At 48.1% G+C, this 20,516-nt stretch carries 18 protein-coding genes; 11 read left to right on the top strand and 7 right to left on the bottom strand.

The genetic code is table 11. The features are described 5' to 3' along the window. Window positions 1-34 precede the first annotated feature (34 nt). A complete protein-coding gene (locus tag V6C21_RS06685; RefSeq protein ID WP_479268638.1) occupies window positions 35-1,018 on the bottom strand; it encodes a LacI family DNA-binding transcriptional regulator in 984 nt (327 codons plus the stop codon). A 181-nt stretch (window positions 1,019-1,199) separates the two neighbouring features. Here V6C21_RS06685 and V6C21_RS06680 point away from each other — a divergent pair, with 181 nt between their 5' ends. From V6C21_RS06680 to V6C21_RS06660, 5 genes are all read left to right on the top strand, one after another. Beyond that, window positions 1,200-1,853 carry a lysozyme gene (locus V6C21_RS06680; protein ID WP_051492277.1) on the top strand — a complete coding sequence of 218 codons (654 nt, stop codon included), beginning with the start codon at window positions 1,200-1,202 and terminating at the stop codon, window positions 1,851-1,853. A 115-nt stretch (window positions 1,854-1,968) separates the two neighbouring features. Then, entirely contained in the window at window positions 1,969-2,337 is a 369-nt protein-coding gene (locus V6C21_RS06675) for an OsmC family protein (protein ID WP_034836742.1), read from the top strand. A gap of 13 nt (window positions 2,338-2,350) precedes the next feature. After that, window positions 2,351-5,728 (top strand): PD-(D/E)XK nuclease family protein, encoded by a 3,378-nt coding sequence (locus V6C21_RS06670; RefSeq protein WP_479268637.1) that lies wholly within the window; start codon window positions 2,351-2,353, stop codon window positions 5,726-5,728. Continuing rightward, the gene (addA, locus tag V6C21_RS06665; RefSeq protein ID WP_479268636.1) at window positions 5,706-9,248 is read left to right on the top strand and encodes a helicase-exonuclease AddAB subunit AddA; all 3,543 of its coding nucleotides are present in this window, start codon (window positions 5,706-5,708) and stop codon (window positions 9,246-9,248) included. Before V6C21_RS06670 ends, addA begins: the two co-directional genes overlap by 23 nt. Window positions 9,249-9,321: 73 nt before the next feature. Then, window positions 9,322-10,083 carry an NAD-dependent protein deacylase gene (locus V6C21_RS06660; RefSeq protein WP_034836745.1) on the top strand — a complete coding sequence of 254 codons (762 nt, stop codon included), beginning with the start codon at window positions 9,322-9,324 and terminating at the stop codon, window positions 10,081-10,083. 282 nt (window positions 10,084-10,365) lie between these two features. Here the strand turns inward: V6C21_RS06660 and uraA are convergent, their stop codons facing one another. Both uraA and V6C21_RS06650 read right to left on the bottom strand, forming a co-directional pair. Beyond that, the gene (gene uraA / locus V6C21_RS06655; RefSeq protein WP_479268635.1) at window positions 10,366-11,640 is read right to left on the bottom strand and encodes a uracil permease; all 1,275 of its coding nucleotides are present in this window, start codon (window positions 11,638-11,640) and stop codon (window positions 10,366-10,368) included. A 141-nt stretch (window positions 11,641-11,781) separates the two neighbouring features. Then, window positions 11,782-12,504: a DUF3298 and DUF4163 domain-containing protein gene (locus V6C21_RS06650; protein WP_479268634.1), complete on the bottom strand. Its 723-nt coding sequence runs from the start codon at window positions 12,502-12,504 to the stop codon at window positions 11,782-11,784. A gap of 393 nt (window positions 12,505-12,897) precedes the next feature. Between V6C21_RS06650 and V6C21_RS06645 the strand changes: the two genes are divergently transcribed. The 3 genes from V6C21_RS06645 (at window position 12,898) to V6C21_RS06635 (ending at window position 15,098) form a co-directional block, all read left to right on the top strand. Further along, window positions 12,898-13,077 (top strand): hypothetical protein, encoded by a 180-nt coding sequence (locus V6C21_RS06645; protein ID WP_034836752.1) that lies wholly within the window; start codon window positions 12,898-12,900, stop codon window positions 13,075-13,077. Window positions 13,078-13,281: 204 nt separating this feature from the next. After that, window positions 13,282-14,229: an L-lactate dehydrogenase gene (locus V6C21_RS06640; protein ID WP_479268633.1), complete on the top strand. Its 948-nt coding sequence runs from the start codon at window positions 13,282-13,284 to the stop codon at window positions 14,227-14,229. Between the two features lie 203 nt (window positions 14,230-14,432). Next, window positions 14,433-15,098 carry a Crp/Fnr family transcriptional regulator gene (locus tag V6C21_RS06635; protein WP_034836756.1) on the top strand — a complete coding sequence of 222 codons (666 nt, stop codon included), beginning with the start codon at window positions 14,433-14,435 and terminating at the stop codon, window positions 15,096-15,098. A gap of 53 nt (window positions 15,099-15,151) precedes the next feature. Here V6C21_RS06635 and V6C21_RS06630 read toward each other — a convergent pair whose 3' ends face one another. Further along, complete coding sequence (locus tag V6C21_RS06630; RefSeq protein WP_479268632.1) at window positions 15,152-16,837, bottom strand: B12-binding domain-containing radical SAM protein; 1,686 nt, start codon at window positions 16,835-16,837, stop codon at window positions 15,152-15,154. 220 nt (window positions 16,838-17,057) lie between these two features. Between V6C21_RS06630 and V6C21_RS06625 the strand changes: the two genes are divergently transcribed. Beyond that, window positions 17,058-17,861 (top strand): EAL domain-containing protein, encoded by an 804-nt coding sequence (locus V6C21_RS06625; protein WP_034836760.1) that lies wholly within the window; start codon window positions 17,058-17,060, stop codon window positions 17,859-17,861. Between the two features lie 3 nt (window positions 17,862-17,864). Here the strand turns inward: V6C21_RS06625 and V6C21_RS06620 are convergent, their stop codons facing one another. The 3 genes from V6C21_RS06620 to V6C21_RS06610 form a co-directional block, all read right to left on the bottom strand. After that, the gene (locus V6C21_RS06620; RefSeq protein ID WP_034836762.1) at window positions 17,865-18,293 is read right to left on the bottom strand and encodes a hypothetical protein; all 429 of its coding nucleotides are present in this window, start codon (window positions 18,291-18,293) and stop codon (window positions 17,865-17,867) included. 62 nt (window positions 18,294-18,355) lie between these two features. After that, complete coding sequence (locus V6C21_RS06615; RefSeq protein ID WP_034836763.1) at window positions 18,356-18,733, bottom strand: hypothetical protein; 378 nt, start codon at window positions 18,731-18,733, stop codon at window positions 18,356-18,358. Then, window positions 18,726-18,983 (bottom strand): hypothetical protein, encoded by a 258-nt coding sequence (locus V6C21_RS06610; RefSeq protein ID WP_034836764.1) that lies wholly within the window; start codon window positions 18,981-18,983, stop codon window positions 18,726-18,728. The genes V6C21_RS06615 and V6C21_RS06610 overlap by 8 nt, the downstream gene beginning before the upstream one ends. A gap of 149 nt (window positions 18,984-19,132) precedes the next feature. Between V6C21_RS06610 and V6C21_RS06605 the strand changes: the two genes are divergently transcribed. Together V6C21_RS06605 and V6C21_RS06600 are read left to right on the top strand one after the other, a co-directional pair. Further along, the gene (locus V6C21_RS06605; protein WP_052659875.1) at window positions 19,133-19,648 is read left to right on the top strand and encodes a metallophosphoesterase family protein; all 516 of its coding nucleotides are present in this window, start codon (window positions 19,133-19,135) and stop codon (window positions 19,646-19,648) included. Continuing rightward, window positions 19,645-20,421 carry a biotin--[acetyl-CoA-carboxylase] ligase gene (locus tag V6C21_RS06600; RefSeq protein WP_479268631.1) on the top strand — a complete coding sequence of 259 codons (777 nt, stop codon included), beginning with the start codon at window positions 19,645-19,647 and terminating at the stop codon, window positions 20,419-20,421. Before V6C21_RS06605 ends, V6C21_RS06600 begins: the two co-directional genes overlap by 4 nt. Window positions 20,422-20,516 lie beyond the last annotated feature (95 nt).

Below are 20,516 nucleotides of genomic sequence, written 5' to 3'. Positions count from 1 at the left end.
GCGGGTTAAAGTAAACAAGTATAATTTTGAAAATTTATGCGCTTTCGCGTTTTATAAGGCGCGGCAGGACAACTGACTTTACAGGTGCCTCGCCAGTTTCAAACAGCGTTTTAAGAATTTTTGCGGCGGTGGCTCCTGCCATATCGCTGCGGCAGTCGATTGATGTAATGGACGGGGTCGCGCACAGTGCGGCACTTGTGTTGTGAAAGCCGATGACACAAGCGTCATCGGGAACATCTATATAATTTTGGCGCAGGTATTTGATAAATCCCGCGGCGGTCGTATCGTCGCCGCAGATAATGCCGTCTGCGCGATGGCCGTCTTTCCAGAGGGCTTCTGCGCAGGCATACCCGCCGTCAAAACCCCGTTCGGTTTTGAATATGCGGCCCTCAGGCGACAACTCATTCATCTCCATGCCGCTGCGGAAACCTTCCAACATCTCTTTTGAACTGAAATATTCTTCGCCTTGGTCTTGAATAAAGATAATATTATGGCGCCCGTCTTGGACAAGCCGGCTGACGGCGAGCATCATGCCGTAGCTTTCATCGCACACAACGCGATAAATCCCAGGCGCATCTATAAAGTGGTTGACGATTACGATTGGGACCGATTTTGCGGCTGCGGCGATATACTCATTTGCTTCATTTGACACACCGGCGACAATTATGGCGCTGACCTTTTGGGAAAGAGCCGCCCTGAGGGACTGTGAGACGCCTAAAGCCGTTCCTCCGGTGTTGTAAAGCAGAGTAGTATATCCAGTCTTGTAGAGACTGCGCTGAACTTCAAAGCAGAGGCCGCCGAGATATGGATTGCTCACATCTTCGACAAGCACAGCCACTGATTTTGCAGATTTTACTACAAGGCTCCGCGCGTTGGGGTCGGGTGTGAAATTAAATTTCTTTAAAACCGCCTCGACCTTTTCCCGCGTTTTTGAACTGACAATGCTTTTTCCGTTTAAAACCCTTGAAACGGTAGCGATAGAAACGCCCGCTTCTTTTGCAATGTCATAAATGTTCATAATCGTCTTCCTTTATGTAAACGATTTCAAAATGATTATAGTATCGATTATTATAATTTGTCAATATAAATTATGGCAAGTCAGCCGCAATACTTGTATAAAAGTTGTAATAAGGTTGACAAGCAACTCCAAATGTATGATAATAATATTGTGAGTTTTTGGCGAAACAGGGGGCATTCATTTGCTTAATTCTGTTAACCTGCTGACAATGCAGCTTGAGAGCAAAATGCTTGAAAGCCTGATGAAAAGCACCAAAATGGAATCTAATTTATCATCCAGCGTATCATTTTCCGATATGCTCGATTCTGCGATAAACGGATTGTCCGGCGAAAATCTGACGGCGCCGGTTGATAACAGTGAAACCCATGACGCCGGCACTATGACTGTTTCGGACAATATGATAAAGTTTATTGAGGAGCACGAGGGCTTTTCCTCAACGGCATACAGGGGTGTAGACAGTTGGAACAGAACGATAGGCTACGGCCATGTCGAAAGAGCCGGCGAGCATTTTGAAACGCTCACCAAATCCGAAGCCGAGCAGCTGTTGAGGAATGACCTTAAGAAATATGAGGCCTCGGTGAACAAAGAGTTTGCGGGCGTAAATCTGACCCAGAGCCAGTTTGACGCGCTTGTGAGTTTTTCCTACAATCTCGGCGCGAATATTTGGAGCAAAACGCCAAAACTCGTATCCGATATAAAATCAGGAGCCCCGTTGGATGTCATAAGAGAAGATATGTTAAGGTGTTCCCACGTGGGCGGCAAAGTCGTACAGGGGCTTTTAAACCGCAGATACGATGAATGGAAAGTTTTCGCATTTGGTGACTATTCTGGCTGAAAAAGCGTATAATAAAGAACAAACGCGGCAGTATCGGGAAATTACCTGATGCTGCTTTTCTTTAATATAACCCTATCAGAAAAAGAAAAAACGAACAGTTTTAGGAGGCATCCCTATGATAACGTCAAAAAGCATGGAAGGTAACTATCTTACTGAACTTACCAACGGATTCTGCAAAGTATATGCGAATTCTGAAGATGATCCCAAGCATCTCCACCCGACAGAATTTGTGGAAACGGCGCTGTCTGCCTGTATGAATATAACTACCAGAATGGTGCTTGACCGCATGTCACTCAAATACGACGAGGTTATAGTCAAGGTTTGGGTTGAAAGCGCGACAAAGGAAGAAACGACGATAAAGTACAACATTGACATAAAGGGCGATATTGACGAGTCGGTGAAAAGGCAAATAATTTCCAAGGTTTATAACTGTCCGATGAGGAAACTGCTTACGTCGAACATAAAGGTTGAAGAAGATAGTTAACGGGGAGAAAAGAATGCTTCATTTAGTTTTCGGGCGTTCGGGCAGCGGCAAGTCCCAGTTTTCGCTGGAAGTCGCCAAAAAGGCGGCGGACAGCGGCCAGAGCGCGGTAATAATAGTGCCGGAACAATTTACGTTCGAGACAGAGCGCGAGATAGTGCGCAGATTCGGCGCCAAAGCCTGCCTTAATATCGAAGTGCTGAGCTTTTCAAGGCTTACGCACCGGGTAATGAGCGAATACGGCGGGCTTGCCTGCCGGTACATAGATGACTGCGGCAGAAATGTGCTGATGAGGCTTGCGCTGAACCAGATAGGCGATATGCTCGAGGTCTATTCAAGGCAGGCCAAAAGCCCCGCTTTCGTCAAAACGATGGTCGAAGCGGTCGCAGAGTACAAGGTCTGCGGCATTGACGAGGATATGATAGCCGACGCGGCGAAAAAAGCGGAAGGCGCGCTGTTAAGGCATAAGCTGTCGGACATAGCCCTCATCATGCGGACATATAGCGCCATGCTCGAAAGCAAATTTTCCGACCCGCTCGACGATTTGACAAGGCTCGCGCAAAAGCTCGACGACTGCCCCTTCTTTGAGGATAAAACGGTAGTGCTCGACGGCTTCAAGGGTTTTACCCCGCAGGAGAGAGCGGTAATCGGCAAGATATTCAGGAATGCCAAGGATGTATACGTCACTCTCTGCGCCGAAGGGCTGGGAACCCGGGACGGGGCAGGTTTGTTTTCGCCCGTTGAAAAAACGGCGCGTCAGCTTGTTGCTCTGGCGAATAAATATGGCTGCGCCGTTGCTTCCCCGGAGAAACTCGATGAAATTTACAGATTCAACTGTGAAAGCCTGAAATATCTCGAAGCCTCCGTATTCCGCCCCGGAGCCGCCGCCTTTGAAGGGCCTGCGCCCGAGATACATATTGTTTCAGCCGGCAATTTCTATGAAGAGGCAAAATACATAGCCTGCGAAATAACAAGGCTAATCCGAACCAAAGGCTGCCGGTACGGCGAGATTGCGGTTATCTCCCGCGGGCTGGAGCAATATGACGGCATAATCGACCCGGTTTTCGAGAAATACGGCATACCCATGTTTTATGACCTGCGGCGCGGCATTGCATCCCACCCGCTTATGGCGCTGGTTCAGTCCCTTTTGTCGGTTATGTCTTCGGGCTTCCGGCAGGAGGACGTTTTAAGATACCTTAAGACCGGACTTGCAGGTTTCACAGTTGAGGAAGTCGCCGCGCTCGAAAACTATGTCCTTATGTGGGACATAAAGGGCGAAGACAAGTGGCGGCAGGAATGGCGGTATAACCCGTCCGGATTTGAGGCCGATACCGGCGACAGCGGAGAGCTTGAACGCCTCAACATGCTGAGAAAAAGAATCTATGAGCCTATTGCTGCGCTAAAAGAAAAGATGGCGGGCAGCAATAAGGCGCGGGCGCTTTATGAGTTTTTGTGCGAAACAGGCGTCAGAGAGGAGGTAAACAAGGCCTGCCGTACCCTCATGGAAAACGGCGAGGCAAGGCTCGCCGACGAATATGGCCAAATCTGGGAAAAGCTCGTCTCAATGCTTGACCAGATTACGCTGGCGGCGGGCGACCAGACGGTGGAACTTTCGGAGTTTGCTTCTATGTTGTCGCTTGTCATTGAGAATACCGACCTCGGCAGTATACCGCCGACCCTTGACGCCGTAACCGTCGGCGACGCGGAGAGGATAAGGACCGGTGGCGCAAGATATGTGTTTGTAATGGGGCTTGCCGAGGGCATATTCCCGCCGAAGGCCTCCACTTCCGGTATTCTTTCGGACAGCGAGCGCCGGCGGCTCATTGAGATAGGGCTGGAGCTTTCACCGCCGGTGTCAGAACAGGCGGCAGAGGAGCGCTTTTTTGCCTACAAGGCCATGACCAGCGCGTCCGACGGGGTATATCTGACCTACCCGCGCGGCGACGCTTCGGGCAGGGCACTGCGCCCTTCATATTTTGTGCCGGCTGTCAGGAGGCTTTTCCCCCGCTGCGACGTGATCGACGACGCCCTTTCCGACCCGGTCGACACGATAGCGACGGAGCAAACCGCCTTTGACCTGCTCGCCGCAAACTATTCGGCCAAGTCGCCGCTTACCTTTGCGCTCAAGGAGATTTTCAAAGACAGGGACGGCTATAAGGAACGCTATGAAGCGCTGGAAAGGGCGGCGAGCGGCCGCAGATTGGAATTTTCCAACCCTAAAACCGCGCGGGCCCTTTATGGGGACACTATGCGAGTTTCACCGAGCCGGATTGAGGCCTTTAATCAGTGCCGTTTTCTGTATTTCTGCCGTTACGGTATCCGCGCCATGCCGCGCAAAAGGGCAGAGCTAGACGCGCCGGAGATAGGCACAGTGATACACTTTGTGCTTGAGCGCCTCCTTTCAAAGGTAAAGGATAGGGGGCTTTCGTCGGTTCCGGAAGACGAACTGAAAACGATGACACACGAGCTGCTGCTGGAGTTTGCTAAGGTTTATCTCGGCGGCCTCGACGACAAGCCCGAACGGTTCCGTTATCTATTCACGAACCTTGAGGACACCGTCCTTTGCCTTGTAACCCATATGGCGGAGGAATTTGCCCAGAGCAGTTTTGTGCCGACGGACTTTGAACTGCTGATAGCCCCTAACGGGGACGTAAAGCCGTATGAAATAAAACTGCCCGACGGCGGGCGGCTGCTCGTCGGCGGAAAGGTCGACAGGGTAGATATAATGAAACGTGGTTCAAAGACCTACCTGCGTGTAGTCGATTATAAAACCGGCACGAAAAACTTCAATTTGAGCGACCTTTTATATGGGCTCAACCTCCAGATGTTCATATATTTATTTACTCTTTGTGAAAATTCGGGCGAAAGATACGGAGAGGATATAATTCCGGCCGGCGTTTTGTATGTTCCGGCGAAAAGGCCGGAGATAACGGCCGACAGGGGAGAGGCCGAGGAGGATATCGAAAAGCAGGCGGAAAAGCAACTGCGCATGAACGGTATTGTCCTGAACGACCCGGATATAATCTTGGGAATGGAACGGGACGGCAAAAGCCGTTTTATCCCCGCCGAATTGAGGTCTGCGGTGGAGGAGGACGGCACGGTCCGCTATACCGTTTCGGGGCGTTCGTCGGTCGCAACACTTGAGCAGTTCGGCATCTTAAAGCGCCACACCGAGCGGATCCTCCGCTCAATGGCGATGACGCTCCATGCAGGCGACGCGGCGGCTGTTCCCGTCAATGGGCTTGGCTATGACCCTTGTCAATACTGCGACTACAGGAGCGTATGCGGTTTTGAACCCGGTAATAAAGTGAGAAATATATACTCAGTGGATAAAAAAGAGGTATTTGAAAAGATGGAAGGCGGTGAGGGCGATGGAACGCAAGTGGACCAGTGAGCAGCGGGACGCCATTTACGCCCGGGGCGGGACACTGCTTGTTTCGGCGGCTGCCGGAAGCGGCAAAACGGCTGTTCTGGTCGAGCGTGTAATCGGGCTCATCACCGACCCCAACCACCCCTGCGACGCTGATAGGCTTTTGGTTGTGACGTTCACAAACGCGGCTGCGGCGGAAATGCGCGAGCGCATTTCCCAGCGCCTGAGCGATATGATATCCCAGAATCCGCTGGATTTTAACCTTCAGCGCCAGCAAATGCTGCTTCAAAACGGGCATATCAGCACCATACATTCGTTCTGCCTTGACCTGCTTAGAGAGCATTTTGAAAAGCTCGACATACCGCCGGACTTCCGGGTAGCCGACCAGAACGAATCGGAGATTATCCGCTCGGAAGTGCTTTCCGATATACTTGAAAAGATGTACGCAGAGGGCGGCGAGGCCTTTCTTGAGCTCTCACGGGTTCTGAGCACAGGCCGCGGCGACAAGGCGCTGTCTGATACGGTCCTGCGCCTGTATGACTTCATGCGTTCGCTGGACGATGCGGACGGCTTTTTGAAGTCGGCAGCCGCCATGTATGATGAAACAAAACCAGTAGAAAATTCGGTATGGGGCAGAATCGCCATCGAATATACGAAAGCGGCGCTCGGCAGCGCCTTAAACGCCCACCGGCGTGCGCTTTTAAAGATACATGGGGACCCGCAGCTTGATAAAGCATATGGGCCGGCGTTTGAGAGCGATATAGCGGGGATTGAAAGGCTTATAGAAAAAGCGGAGAGCGGCGACTGGGACGGATTGTGCAGCGCTGTTTCCGGTTTTTCCTTTGAACGGCTCGGCGCTTTGCGCAAATTCGGCGATGAGGTGCTCAAAGAAGAATTAAAGGCTCAGCGGGACAGCCTCAAGAAACTGCTGTCTGAGCTATCCAGCGGCGTTTTATGCTCAAGCGCGGCGGATTTTAAAAGCGATATGAGGCGTCTCCGCCCGCTGGTCGAATGTATGTGCGATATTTTGAAGAAACTGGACAGGGAGTTTTTTAAGGAAAAACTCTCCCGCGGAATCCTCGATTTCAGCGACCTTGAACAGCTTACGCTGAAGTTGCTTATAAAAAGGGAAGACGGAAAGGTCGTATTTACCAATACGGCGAGGGAGATTGCCAGCCGGTTTGATGAGATACTGGTAGACGAGTATCAGGATACCAACCCGGCTCAGGATATGATTTTCCGCGCAGTGTCGAGGAATGAGACCAACCTTTTCATGGTCGGGGACGTAAAACAGAGTATCTACAGCTTCCGGCAGGCGCGGCCTGAACTGTTTACCGGCATGTCGGAGCGGTGTACGCCCTTTGACGGGGTAAATTTCCCCGCGAGGATAATACTCGGCCGGAATTTCCGCAGCCGCAAAGGCGTTACCGACGCTGTCAACTTTACATTTGAAAAGCTGATGTCAAAGGAACTCGGCGGGGTGGATTACGGGGAAAACGAAAAACTGACGCCCGCCGCTACATACTTTGAGCGTGGCGGCGCCGATTTTGCCATACATTTAATCGACGCCGGGGAATATGACGGCGACGAGGACGGAGCAGAGATTGAGGCAAGGCATATTGCCCGAGAAATAAAGAGGCTGATAGCCGAGGGTTTCACCGTTCAGGGCGAAAAAGGGCCGCGAAAGGTTACATACCGCGATTTCAGCATTTTGCTGCGCAGTATGGAAGGGCGCGCCCAGAAGTATGTCCGCGTCCTTGAAAACGAGGGTATTCCCGTCTATGCCGATATCGCCAGCGGATACCTCGGCGCTTATGAGGTCATGGTTGCGCTGTCCCTATTAAGGATAATCGACAACCCACTTCAAGACGTTCCGCTTGTATCCGTCCTGCTGTCCCCGGTATTCGGTTTTACCCCCGACGATATAGCCCTTGTCCGCCTCAAGGCCAAAGACAAGAGCCTGTATCTGGCGCTGCTTGAATTTGCAAAAGAGGATAACCGCTTTGACGGTTTCTTGAGCCTGCTTGACAGGCTGCGCACCCTTGCCGCAGTCCTGCCGGCCGACAGGCTTATCCTGCGCATATACGACGAAACGGGCATGCTCAACATATTTGAAGCCATGCCAAACGGCGAGATGCGGCACGCGAACCTGCGGCTGCTCCTTGATTACGCCAGAGCCTATGAGTCGGCGGGTTGGCGCGGGCTTTCCGGTTTCATGAACTTCATTGACCGGGTTGACCGCCAGAACAGCGATATTGCCCCCGCCAGCAGTATCTCAGAAAACGCAGACGTCGTCCGCATAATGAGCATACATAAATCAAAGGGGCTCGAATTCCCAATCTGTTTCCTCGGCGGGCTTTCAAAGCGGTTCAACAACGAAGATATACAAAAACCGGTGCTGTTCCACCCCTACTGCGGCCTCGGCTCGATGGTTCGGGACAACAGGCTTAACTGCCGGTTTACAACGCTGCCCCGTGAGGCGGCGCGGATTGAGATACAAAAAAGCTCGCTGTCCGAGGAAATGCGTGTTTTGTATGTGGCGATGACCAGGGCAAAGGAAAAGCTCTATGCCGTTATGACGCTTAAAAATGCCGAAACGGCGCTCAGACGCGCAGCCTCTATAATGAGAAGCGGCGAAAAGGTATCTTATTTCGAGGCTATGTCCGCCCAGTGTCCGGCGGAGCTGCTGCTCGCGGCCGCCCTTGTCCATCCTTCTTGCGGCAAACTCCGGTCCTTGGCCGGTGTGTATGACGCGCCGGTAAAAGACAGCGGCGGCATATGGGAGTTTGAGTGGATAGACGCGCGCAGCCTTGTCAGCGCTGATTCCGCAAACGAAAAAGCGGACAATGAGATATATAAAACCGCTGAAACGGAAAGGCTGAAAAATGAGATAAAAGCAAGAATCGAGTACAAATACCCCTATGAAAATCTGTTGAAGCTGCCGACGAAAATATCGGTTTCGGAATTGACGGAGAAACAGGGCACCGACTTCTCGGCGGAGAATGTGCGCCCCTCTTTCCTCGAGGGCGAGGGGCTTTCCCCTGCGGAGAAAGGTACGGCGCTTCACGCCTTCATGCAGTATTGCCGCCTCGACGCGTTAAGGAGCGAGAGCGGAGCGGCGGAGGAGGTCGAGCGCCTCGTCGAAGAAAAGTTTATCCTGCCTGAGCAGGGAGCGGCGGTGGATACGGCAAAGGCGGCGGCCTTTGGCAGCTCGCCTGTTTACAAGAGGATTTGCGCGGCGAAAAAACTTTGGCGCGAATTCAGGTTCAATATAGAGGTCCCCGCTAATGAAATCTATGAGGAAGCGGCGGACACCGACGCGAAAATCCTGCTGCAGGGCATGGCCGACCTAGTTTTTGAAGAAGACGGCGGGGCAGTGATTCTCGATTATAAGACTGACCGCGTTTCCAGCCCTGAGGCGCTTATAGAAAGGTATTCGGGCCAGCTTAACAGCTATGCCCGCGCCGTTCAAGAAATATTGGGCGTGCCAGTCAAAGAAAAGATAATCTATTCCTTCCAGCTTGAAAGGGAAATCAGGGTATAGGTTAAAAATAAAAAGTGGTTGTTATTAACTGTGCTTTAAATCTATAATTATATAAAAAGGACGGTGTGGTAACATGGACGAATTGGAGGAAAAAATCGAAAGACTTGCTTCTATGATAAGCGAGTCGAAGCGGATAGTGGCCTTTACCGGCGCCGGCGTTTCGACCGAAAGCAATATCCCTGATTTCCGCTCGTCAAAGGGCGTGTACGAGTCTATCCAAAAGGAATATAAACAGCCTGCCGAAAGGTTGCTTTCGCACTCATATTTCGAGGCGCACCCCGAGATATTCTTTGATTATCTGCGGCGCTTTTTGGTATTTCCCGACGCTTTGCCGAACGACGCGCACAAAAGCCTTGCCGCCCTTGAAAGGATCGGCAAGCTAAGCTGTGTGGTAACCCAAAATATCGACGGGCTTCACACAAAGGCGGGCAACAAAAATGTATGCGAGCTTCACGGCAGCCTTTACAGGAACTATTGCATCAAATGCGGCGAAAAATATGATTTGGACTTTGTCCTGTCGGCAAAAGACATCCCGCGCTGCAAGAAGTGCGGAGGCATAGTGCGCCCGGATGTGGTGCTCTATGAAGAGCCCCTCGACGAGGACGTTATGGAAAAGGCGGCAAATGAGATTATAAATGCCGACATGCTGCTGATTATGGGAACAAGCCTTGCCGTTTATCCCGCAGCAGGCTTTATAAGGTATTTCCGCGGCGAGAATATCGTTATTATCAACAGGGACGCGACCCCTTACGACGGAAGCGCCAAGCTGCTTATCAAGGCAAAAGCTGGCGAAACCATGCGTGCAGTGATGAATAAATGCAAAATTGAATTCTAATTTAAAAACCGGACAGGGTTTTCCCCGCCCGGTTTGTTTTATTTAGGACTATGCGGCGCTTTTTTATAAGTGCCCTTTGGCTTTCGGATAATATCTTTAAGGTGCTGGGTTTTCGGCGAAATTTTTCTTTTCGGCATGATAACCACCCAACCTTATTAAAATTACGCCGCGGCACATCGCCGCAAAAATATTTTGTGTTTAAAGCGCCGCAATATTACGGCTATTATTTTGAAAAAGCAAATAAAAAACGGGGCATATGCCCCGTTTTTTATTAATGAAAAGTTATTCTTCGTAATCGTTTGTGAGATGAAAGTGGTCGAGGACATAGAATATAAGGCTCATGACCATACCGACGACAGCGGCGAGTGCCATACCTTTGAGCTGTACTGAGCCGAGCTGGATGAACGCGCCGGAAAGGCCTGTGACCATAACAACTGCGGTCAAGGCGATATTTCTCGAATTGCTGTAGTCGACCTTTGCGTCGACAAGGATCCTGAGACCGGATGCTGCGATCATACCGTAGAGCAGGAAGCTGACGCCGCCCATAACCGGTGACGGTATCGTCTGAATTGCGGCTGTAACTTTGCCGAGGAATGAGATGACCATTGAGAATACTGCGGCGCCTCCGATGACATATACGCTGTAAACCTTTGTGATGGCCATAACGCCGATGTTTTCACCGTATGTTGTTGTAGGAACTGAACCGCAGAAACCGGAAAGCATGGTGGATATACCATCTGCCAAAAGTGACCTGTGCAGTCCGGGGTCTTTTATAAGGTCGCGCCCGACGATTTCGCTTGTCACGAGCTGATGGCCTATGTGTTCGGAAACAATGACGAGCGTTGCCGGAACGATTATTATTATCGAGTTTATATCAAACACAGGTGTTGAAAAATTCGGTATTGAGAATATAGGCGCCTTCTGTATTGGCGTTACATCCACAAGCCCCAGCGGCCATGATATGAGATATCCGCCGATAATGGCGATAAGAACAGGTATCGCGGAGAAAAATTTCCGGAATAGGACTGAACCGAATACAGCTATAGCGAGCGTTACGATAAAAACGACCACATTGCGCCAGTCGATGGCTTTATAAGTATCTGATAAAATAAGTCCGCCCATTGAAGCAGCGCTGCCGGCAAGTTCAAGTCCAATAAGTGCGACGACAGCGCCCATTGCAGCGGGCGGCAACACTATATCAATCCATTTGGTTCCAAAAAAGCGGATTACAATTGCCAACACGCAAATCAAAGCGCCGACAACTATAAATCCGCCTAAAGCATGAGAGAAACCTTTAGTTTTATCTGCGAGAATAATAAGAACCGGTGAAATAAATGCAAAGCTTGAACCTAAATAAGCGGGTGCTTTGCCCTTTGTAATAAGAATGAAAAGCAATGTTCCTATACCGTTCATCAAAAGTACGATTGCGGGATTAATATGGAATATTGTAGGAACGAGAACAGAAGCGCTGAACATAGCGAACATATGTTGGATACTGAGCGGGATACCTTTTAAAATCGGTACCTTTTGATCAACTTGAATAATTTCCTTTCCCAAGATTTTACACCTCCGAAATTTCTCCGGAAGATTATATCACTTTTGTCAAGTCAGGTAAAGCTAAAAGTGAAAAAAGTACGAAAAATGCGATTTTTCTGTTTTTTAACGGATTTTTGCATCTAAAGAGCAAAGAATTTTAAGCTATCTGAACAAATGCTGTTTGAGACTTGCGCCAAAATTTTCATATGGAATAATAAAAGAAGGTATACCCAGCGCATAATCGGCAATCGTGTGCGGCTGGTAAAACACTGCAAAACCGGAATCAGCCAGATAATAATTATTCTCGTCAAAAAAGCGGAAAACATTCTTCAGATAGTCGTCAAAGTAATGGAGACAGCCACCTTCTTTCTGCTGCTTAATTTCAGATGTTATGTTTTCAAAAATAACGCTTTTGTAATAAGAATCTTCAAAGAAGTTTTCGAGTTTCATGCGCCTGCCGGTGGTTGTCAAATATGTATCCGCGGACTTTTCGGCGCTGACGTGCACGCCGGAAGTATATTCGCAGCGCTCGCAGCAGATACTGAGCAGGTTATTTTTGTTATATGGCACGTCAAAATCCTGGATTACTTTAAACGGCCTGAAAGGGTAGTGCTGCTTTGCCGAACTTAAGTATTCCTCGACAGCCGCATCATAAAGCTCATGGGACGCCTTGTCATAATAGCGCTTGGCGCTGCTGCGATAGAAATAGCTTAAATGCTGCGAAACCCGCGGGTTGCCGTATACCTCCACATGCGGATACGAAACAGATATTTCTATGACAGGAACGCCTTTGTAGGTTAGTTTTGAAGAAAATTTTCGGGGAAATACCGCGGTGTGGGAACTTTTCATAATGTCTTTTCTCGGCATTGTTTTTCTGTCAGTCATTGTATTTTCCCCCTTTTGATATTGTTTCCGGACAGATAATGCCCGAGCAAGCCCAAAAGCGGCAGAAGCGGACGGGCATTAAAAATCGGCGGACGGTATTACTATTTTATGTTTTGCTGCATATAATGGCACTGTTACAGCGACCGAGAACTAACTGTAATAATTGGTAGCTTTGTAAATATGATTTACAAAGAAGGGCCGGCAATCCTACAGCGTATCAGCAATAATTAATATAAATAGACAGAAATATTTTGCTAAAGCGGTTATTAATTATTATATTTGCACATAATATTTCACGAAGCGAGCAATATTTCGGAACACATTTTGAAAATATCTAAGCGGCCCAACTGATAACATTCAAATTAATCATCATAATAAGGAGTGGTGTAAGGGGTGAAGAAAAAATACGCGATCAAGGATAAAAACGGGAATTATATAAAAATGGGAATGTATACTGAGCCGGAGGTTCGGATGGCAGCAAAAGCAGGATTAAGGGTATTTGAAGCAGAGGGCCCTCAAACCGAGATTACCCAGCAGCTCACCGGACTATTCGGAAACAGTTCCAAAGAATAATGTAATATGGCATAAGGACCCGGCCAACTTAAAGCCGGGTGTTTTGTTTTTTAAAGCTGCGCTTTTTGCTTTTTGGCGTGTAAGGCCGGTTTTTCGGTACAAAATAAATTTCGGAAATTTTTTTGGGAAGATGTTCTAAAGCACTTGAAAAAGTATACCAAAATGGCATAATATTAATAGAAAAAAAGGAAAGGACGGGGTTAGATGAAAGATAACAGAAAAGTTGTTATTGTCGGAACTGGTTTTGTCGGTATGAGTTATGCCTATGCCCTTCTGAACCAGAATGCTTGTGATGAACTCGTTCTTATTGATATAGACAAGAAGCGGGCAGAGGGCGAAGCTATGGACCTTAACCACGGCCTTGCGTTTTCGGGTTCTCATATGCGGATTTACGCCGGTGATTACAGCGACTGCAGCGATGCCGATATTGTTGCGATAGCGGCCGGCGTCGCGCAAAAGCCGGGCGAATCCAGAATAGACCTTTTGCAGCGCAACACTGCTGTTTTTAATACAATTGTCGGCCCTGTTGTAAAGTCGGGCTTCAACGGCATTTTCCTGATAGCGACGAATCCGGTTGACATCATGGCTCGCGTGACAAAAACGCTGTCCTCTTTTGACCGCAGCAAGGTCATAGGCACTGGGACAACGCTTGACTCGGCGCGTTTAAGATATCTGCTCGGTGAGTACTTCAAGGTGGACCCGAGAAACGTGCATGCCTTTGTAATGGGCGAACACGGTGACAGCGAGTTCATTCCGTGGTCCCAGGCGTATATAGCCACAAAGCCGGTTATGCAAATCTGCGCCGAGTCGAAGGGCCGGTATTGCAGCGATAATATGAAAGCGATAACGCAAGAGGTCAAAAACGCGGCGCAGAGGATAATCGAGACCAAAAAAGCGACATATTACGGAATCGGCATGGCTATGGTGCGCATAACAAAGGCGATTTTCGGCGACGAAAGCAGCGTGCTTACCGTTTCCACAATGCTCGACGGTGAATACGGAAGACACGGCGTTTACGCCGGAGTACCGTGCATTGTCGGCAGGAAGGGCGTTGAAGGTATCATTGAGCTATCGTTGACCGATGAGGAAATGGAACAGTTTAACAAATCCTGCGATATCCTCGAAAAGGCCTACAGCGGCATAAAATTCTGACGGCAAAACCAGTTATCGGCATGTATCATACAGCAGAACAAAAGGGTGATGCAGTTTGGTACTGCATCACCCAACTGTTGTTTATAAATGAGCTTGTATTTTCGCCGCGATACCGATAATTGACACCAAAATGGGCTATTATGTGCTAATATAAAGCCAACAGATGATTTCCCATAACCGCAGGCAAGCAAAGGAGGAACCATATGCTAAGCGATAATGATATCAGGTACTTAAGAGAACATCTGCCTTTTTTAAAAGACACTGAAATCGAGCGCATTGAAAGCGCTTCAAACGAACATTATCCCAAGGGCAGCATAATCTTGAGCGGAAAGAATGAGTGCAAAGGCCTTGCGTTTGTCAAAAGCGGCTGCCTGCGGGCCTTTTTCGAAACGGCTGACGGCAAAGAGATAACGCTTTTCCGCCTTATGCCCGGGGACGTTTGCCTGCTGACCGCGTCATGTATACTGCACAATATCACATTTGAAATAATACTTGAGGCCGAAAAGGACAGCACGGTAATGACCATACCGGCGGCCGCGTGGGAACAGATTGCAAAAAACAACAGCGAGGCGCGGAACTTTGAAGTGAGCCTGATGTCAAAGCGCTTCTCTGAAGTTATGTGGGTGGTGGAGCAGCTCGTTTCAAAAAATGTGGGGCAGCGCATAGCTGGTTTCCTGCTTAGGCAATCCGAACTGACAAAATCTGAGAGCCTCAGCGTAACCCACGAAATGATTGCGAAAAACCTCGGAACCGCGCGGGAGGTTGTGAGCAGGCTGCTGAAATACTTTGAAAACGACGGCGCTGTGAGGCTTGAGCGCGGCAGGATTGTCATTACCGATTTTGCAAAGCTTCAAAGATTGTCGGAATGAACCGGCAGGCGAAGAATAAACCAACGGCAAGTTTACATAATATCAGGATCGAATCAAATAAATGTATACCCATAATGCCCCGTGACGGGATTTTTTGTAGTATAGTCGAATTTAATATCGGTCTGCACCTTTGAAGAAGGCTCGAGCGGATTTACCGAAAAGCGCTCGAAATGAACGCGCCCTTTGCTCCTTTCAGCGGCATAAAGATCTCGGGCGTTGGGCAGACTGTGCCTTTCAAGTGCTTTTGGCGGGTTGCATGAGCTGTCAGAGATGAAGAAGTCAAATTTCAGCAATTCATTTATAGTGTTGTAGTCAGACGGCAAAAATTCTTTAGCGAAATTCAGCAGCATTTTATAAAGCTCGCGGGACGGAATCCCATAGCCTTCTGGATAAAATTCCTGCAAAATTTGCGAAAATTTCAAAAAGAAATTGAAAGCGGATTCCAACTTAGATATAATATAAGTAAGTGAATGAAAAAATCTACCGGTGTTGTAAAGAACGTCCACTGCCGCTTCCACGCCTTTGAGGACGAGAATGTCGTCATAGCTGAGCCAGGGCGTGCTGAGAACCTCATATGGCGGCTGTTCTGAAAATACATATCCATATTTGGATGCGTTATTACGCAAAGCTGAACCGTGCAGCAGCTTTAAAAATCCAAGCTGTATGCAGTGCGGTGATAGTTCATAGATCTTATCAAAGCTTTGGCTAAAACTTTTAAAATCCTCGTAGGGTAGGCCGGCGATAAGGTCAAGGTGAATGTGCATATTGCCGCATGAAACCAGCTTTTTGATATTGTCTTTGCAACGTTCAAGATTGGTTTTTCGGGCAGAAGCTGCAAGCGCTTTTTCGTTGAAGCTTTGAATCCCTATTTCAAGCTGAAAAAGCCCCGCAGGCGCCGTTGATAAAAGCTCTATCGTCTCGTCGTCAAACAAATCAGCGGCGGCTTCGATATGATAATTTTTTTGTGACGCCTTGCCTGATTTGTCTGATTTTGACATATTGAGTATAAATTTAATTATTTCCCGCGCCCGGGACGGATTGCAGTTGAAGGTCCGGTCGACAAATTTTATCTGGCGTGCGTCCGACAACATGAGCCTTTCAAGATCGCTTTTGACCCTGTTTAAGGAAAAACGGCGTACGCCGCCCGAACTGCCGGACAAGCAGTAGGCACAGCTAAAAGGGCATCCGCGGGACGATTCAAAATAGGCGATTTTGTTCTTTGCGGCCTTCAACATCTCATCAGTATAAGGCGAAACGATTGTATCAAGGTCTTTTATATAATTTGTCGGCGGATTGTACTTGACTTCTCCCTTTTCGCGGTAGGCGATACCGTCTATCCCGTCTGGGCTTTCACCGCGGATAATGCAAGTGAGAAGCTGTTTTAAACGCTCTTCGCCTTCCGAACAGACTATATAATCCACATCACTGTTGCGCAATAAAACATCCTCGGCGTTATAGGATACCTCCGGCCCGCCGAGAATTATAACCGCTTTAGGAAGTATCTTTTTTAGGTCTTGTATGACAGACAGGATATGGCTTATGTTGAATATATAACATGAAAAAGCAATGATATCCGGCTTTTCGTTGTAAATACAGCGCAGTATTTCAGGCTTGTCCTGATTTATAGTAAGTTCCAAGACTTTTATTTCACAGAGGTCTTCACACGCCGCCTTAAGATACCATGGCGCGAGCGACATATGAACAAATTTAGAATTTACAGCTGCAATAACAATTTTCATAAACGGTTTTCATAATTCCTCCGGTTTCAGATTGCTCTTATAATTATAGGCTTGCTGCAATATTTTGCAACCCACTACACGATAGGCATCGAAATACGCATATACTCAGGGAATTCAATGACAACTGGAATAAATTTCTTTGAAATTCTCCGTGAAAAGTTTTATAATCCTGATTGTTTTGTTGAATTTAAATAAATTTTAGAAAGTCAGGTTATAGAGTATGAAAGGTAGAGCGAATTTCGATGATATCTTGAAAAATGCCTTTGTAGACACCTATTTTCAACCTATCGTCAGCCTTTCTGACGGTAACGTGATAGGCTACGAGGCATTGAGCCGGGGACCGAAAGGCACAAACTTTTATATGCCTACCGCTCTTATTGCCGAGGCGAAAAGGCGCAACCGCATAAGTGACCTTGATGTTTTGTTGCGGAAAATGGCCCTTATAAACGCTTCAAAACGCAATATTCTGAAACCGCTTTTTATCAATATTGACCCTATAGCCATATATAGTGACGATAAGGCAGACAATGTTGTCCGCAGGTCAAGGGATTTCGGCATTCCGCCCCACCGTGTTGTTGTTGAAATATCCGAACAAAATGCGCTCTGTTCGCTTGAAAGTTTTCAGTCTCTAATAAATTCATATAAGTCCGACGGTTTTCAGGTCGCAATTGACAATATTACCTGTAACTTTTCAAATATCAATGCTATATCCTGCCTAAGTCCAAACTATGTTAAGATTTCTGGGCGTTTTGTCCATCAGATAAACGTTAATTATAATATAAATAGAATAAGCGAGCTTAATAACGTGCTTCAGATAGCCAGAATGATAGGCGCAAAAATAATAGCTGTTGGCGTAGAAAATATGGATGAGCTCAAAATACTGTACCGCATGGGCGTTGACGCGGTTCAAGGGAATTTCATAGGAGCCCCGAGCAAAGAAGTTTCTTCAGTTTCCAACAAAGCGCTTGAGATTATAGAGGCACTGAAAAGAATTGATCTGGAAGAAAGCACACCGGCCGAATGATAGCTAAATAAGTACATAAGCAAGTGACAGCAGCAGCCATTTGTCTCCGCTGTCCTGAATTAACATAAGTATAATCGCAAGCAGGAGCAGCTGGTCGTGGTCAAGTGAAAAGTTTATCCCGCTTTTGCGGGGAACGCTGCTTGCAGGCTTTTGCACAGGCTCGGGCTTTTTCTGCTCAGCAAGAGCTGCCGGCGGGTTGTCAGCGCTTTGCGGCGGAGCGGGAGCAACAGGCGGCATATGCGGCGTTTCAGGTTCCCGCGCATATCCTGGGTAGGCCTGCGGCGGAGGAAATGGGTCGTCTTTGTTTTCGATATGCATTCCAGCGTTCTCCAAGGTCGCACGTGCCCGTCGCTGCATTTCCCGCACGCGCCTTATGGCTTCCTGCTGCATTCTTATAAAGTCATCTTCCGATTCCGGATTGTGCCTTGCCATATAATCAGTCCCTTCATTGCCGGTCAACTGACCGGTAATTTCTTTTATAGCAGCGTTTAAAGTTAGAATAGGTCTTTAAACAGCCCTTGTTCTTTCAGGAGTGGCATAAGGCTTAAAAGGCGCAGGATATGTATGGCGTCGTCTATTTTTTTGCGCCTTGCCGCGCTGAGGTTCGGCTTGAGCGCAGCCAAAAGGGTTATTCTGGGGTCGTCTCTATTTATCATTTCGAACGCGCTTTTGAGCTTCATAAGCATTGCCGGGTCAATGGGGAAGTCGCTATTCGTCGTATTTGGAGCCGGCACATTTTTTTCTTCTGGGGGAGGGGCGGTATTTTGACTGCCGCCCCCGGTTCCCATGAGCATTTCTGCCAGTTTTCTTATACGCTCCATACTTGCGGGGTCTGATAAAATCTCGTTTATCTTTCCGCTCAAATCATCCATTTTTTCCGCCCCTTATTATGTCGTCATATATTTTTCTGGCCTGCGGATTGTTTCGAACCATCTTTTCAAGCGATTCAATACCGCCTGAGCATATTTTTCCGCCGCTTTTTCTGTCGATTTCACCGACAAGCTGCTGAGCTTTTTTCGGATCGCTGAGAGCGGCACGCAGCGCGTCCGGGGAAATGCCGAGTTTCCTTCCGGCTGTTTCGAGCATAGCTCCGAGCTGGTCGTTTGAATTATTCCGCGGCATATAAAAACCTCCTGAACGAATAGACAATGAGTCTGAAATTATATCTATACATTTCATATTATGCATTAAAGGTGTATGACATTACTTTTCAAATGGGTTATAATAAATAAAGTCCTGCCGCCACATTTTGCAATTTCCGGCGGCAAAATATGAATGATAAAAAGAGAAAAGGAACTGACCGAATAGTGCGCATTGTAGTAATTTCAGATACCCATGGGAATATATCAAACTTTGAACGTGCGATTTTCCAGCAGCCGAAAGCGGATCTGTTTATACATTTGGGCGACCACGAAAGCGACGTTGATGATATAAGACTGTACTTAAGGGGCAGAAATATACTTAGCGTTTCAGGCAACTGTGATTTCGGGTCGCAGCTGCCCGACGTGGGCGAAACCGTTGTGAGCGGCAAGCGTATTTTTTACACCCATGGCCATAGATATCATGTGAAATTCGGCATAGATGGGGTAATAAACGAAGCAAGGCGCAGGGAGGCGGATATTGTGCTCTTTGGTCACACCCATATCCCGGTTGCCACATATGAAAAGGGTCTTTACATTATGAATCCGGGCAGCCTCGGGCATCCGCGAGGAGGCTCGCCTACTTATGGTATCATAGACATAACAAACGCCGGCGTGGTACTTAATATTGTGGAGGTAGAAAGTTGACAGAACAAAAGATACAAGAGCTGCTGACAACCAAATATACGGGACGAAGCCTTTTTTGTTTTGAAAAGCTGAACTCTACAAACGATTTTTTGAAGGACGCGGCTGAGAATATTCCCAACGGCAGCGCCGCTGTCACAATGGACCAGCTTGCCGGAAAGGGCAGGCGCGGTCACGGATGGGCTGCGGCAAAAGGCCAGATGGCCGCCATATCCGTACTGTTTAAGGATAAGGACACAGGCGGTATACCCCTGTCGCTGATAAGTGCCCTTGCAGTAACGAGAACCCTTAATAATCTCTGCAAGAGCAAAGAATTCAAGATAAAATGGCCAAATGATATAATTTTGTACGGCAAAAAGGTCTGCGGTATATTGTGCGAGTCAAAAATAACCGGCGGCGGCTGCATAACGGTCTGCGGCATTGGCGTCAACCTGACCCAAAAGCCCGAATTTTTCAAGAACGCGGGGATTCCCCACGGCGCTTCCATAAAGATGCTGACGGGGATTGACCTTGAGCCGGAAAAGGTTGTCGCCGGCATACTCAACAGCCTTGAAGATATCCGCGAAAACATAAGCCCGAAGGAATTTTTTGATGAATACACCGCGTCCTGCATAACCATAGGCAGACAGGTCAAGGCCATAACGCCGGAGGGTGAAATATACGGAAAGGCGGTCGGCGTAAACGCTGACGGCACGCTTAATATTGAAAGCGGCGGCAAAACAATAAAACTGGCCTCATCGGAGGTCTCCGTCAGAGGAATCATGGGCTATATTTAAAGCTGACGGTTGCGCATGGGTTGACTATCCATTATAATAAATAGAGATGTTGCGGTGCCGCGGCGGCACTTTGTTTTTTGTATAGAGAAATTGCT

It is taken from the genome of [Clostridium] cellulosi (genome assembly GCF_036762875.1).
Taxonomy (GTDB): Bacteria; Bacillota; Clostridia; order Oscillospirales; family Ethanoligenentaceae; genus Ruminiclostridium_D; species Ruminiclostridium_D cellulosi.
This window is presented reverse-complemented; position numbering and strand designations above follow the sequence as displayed.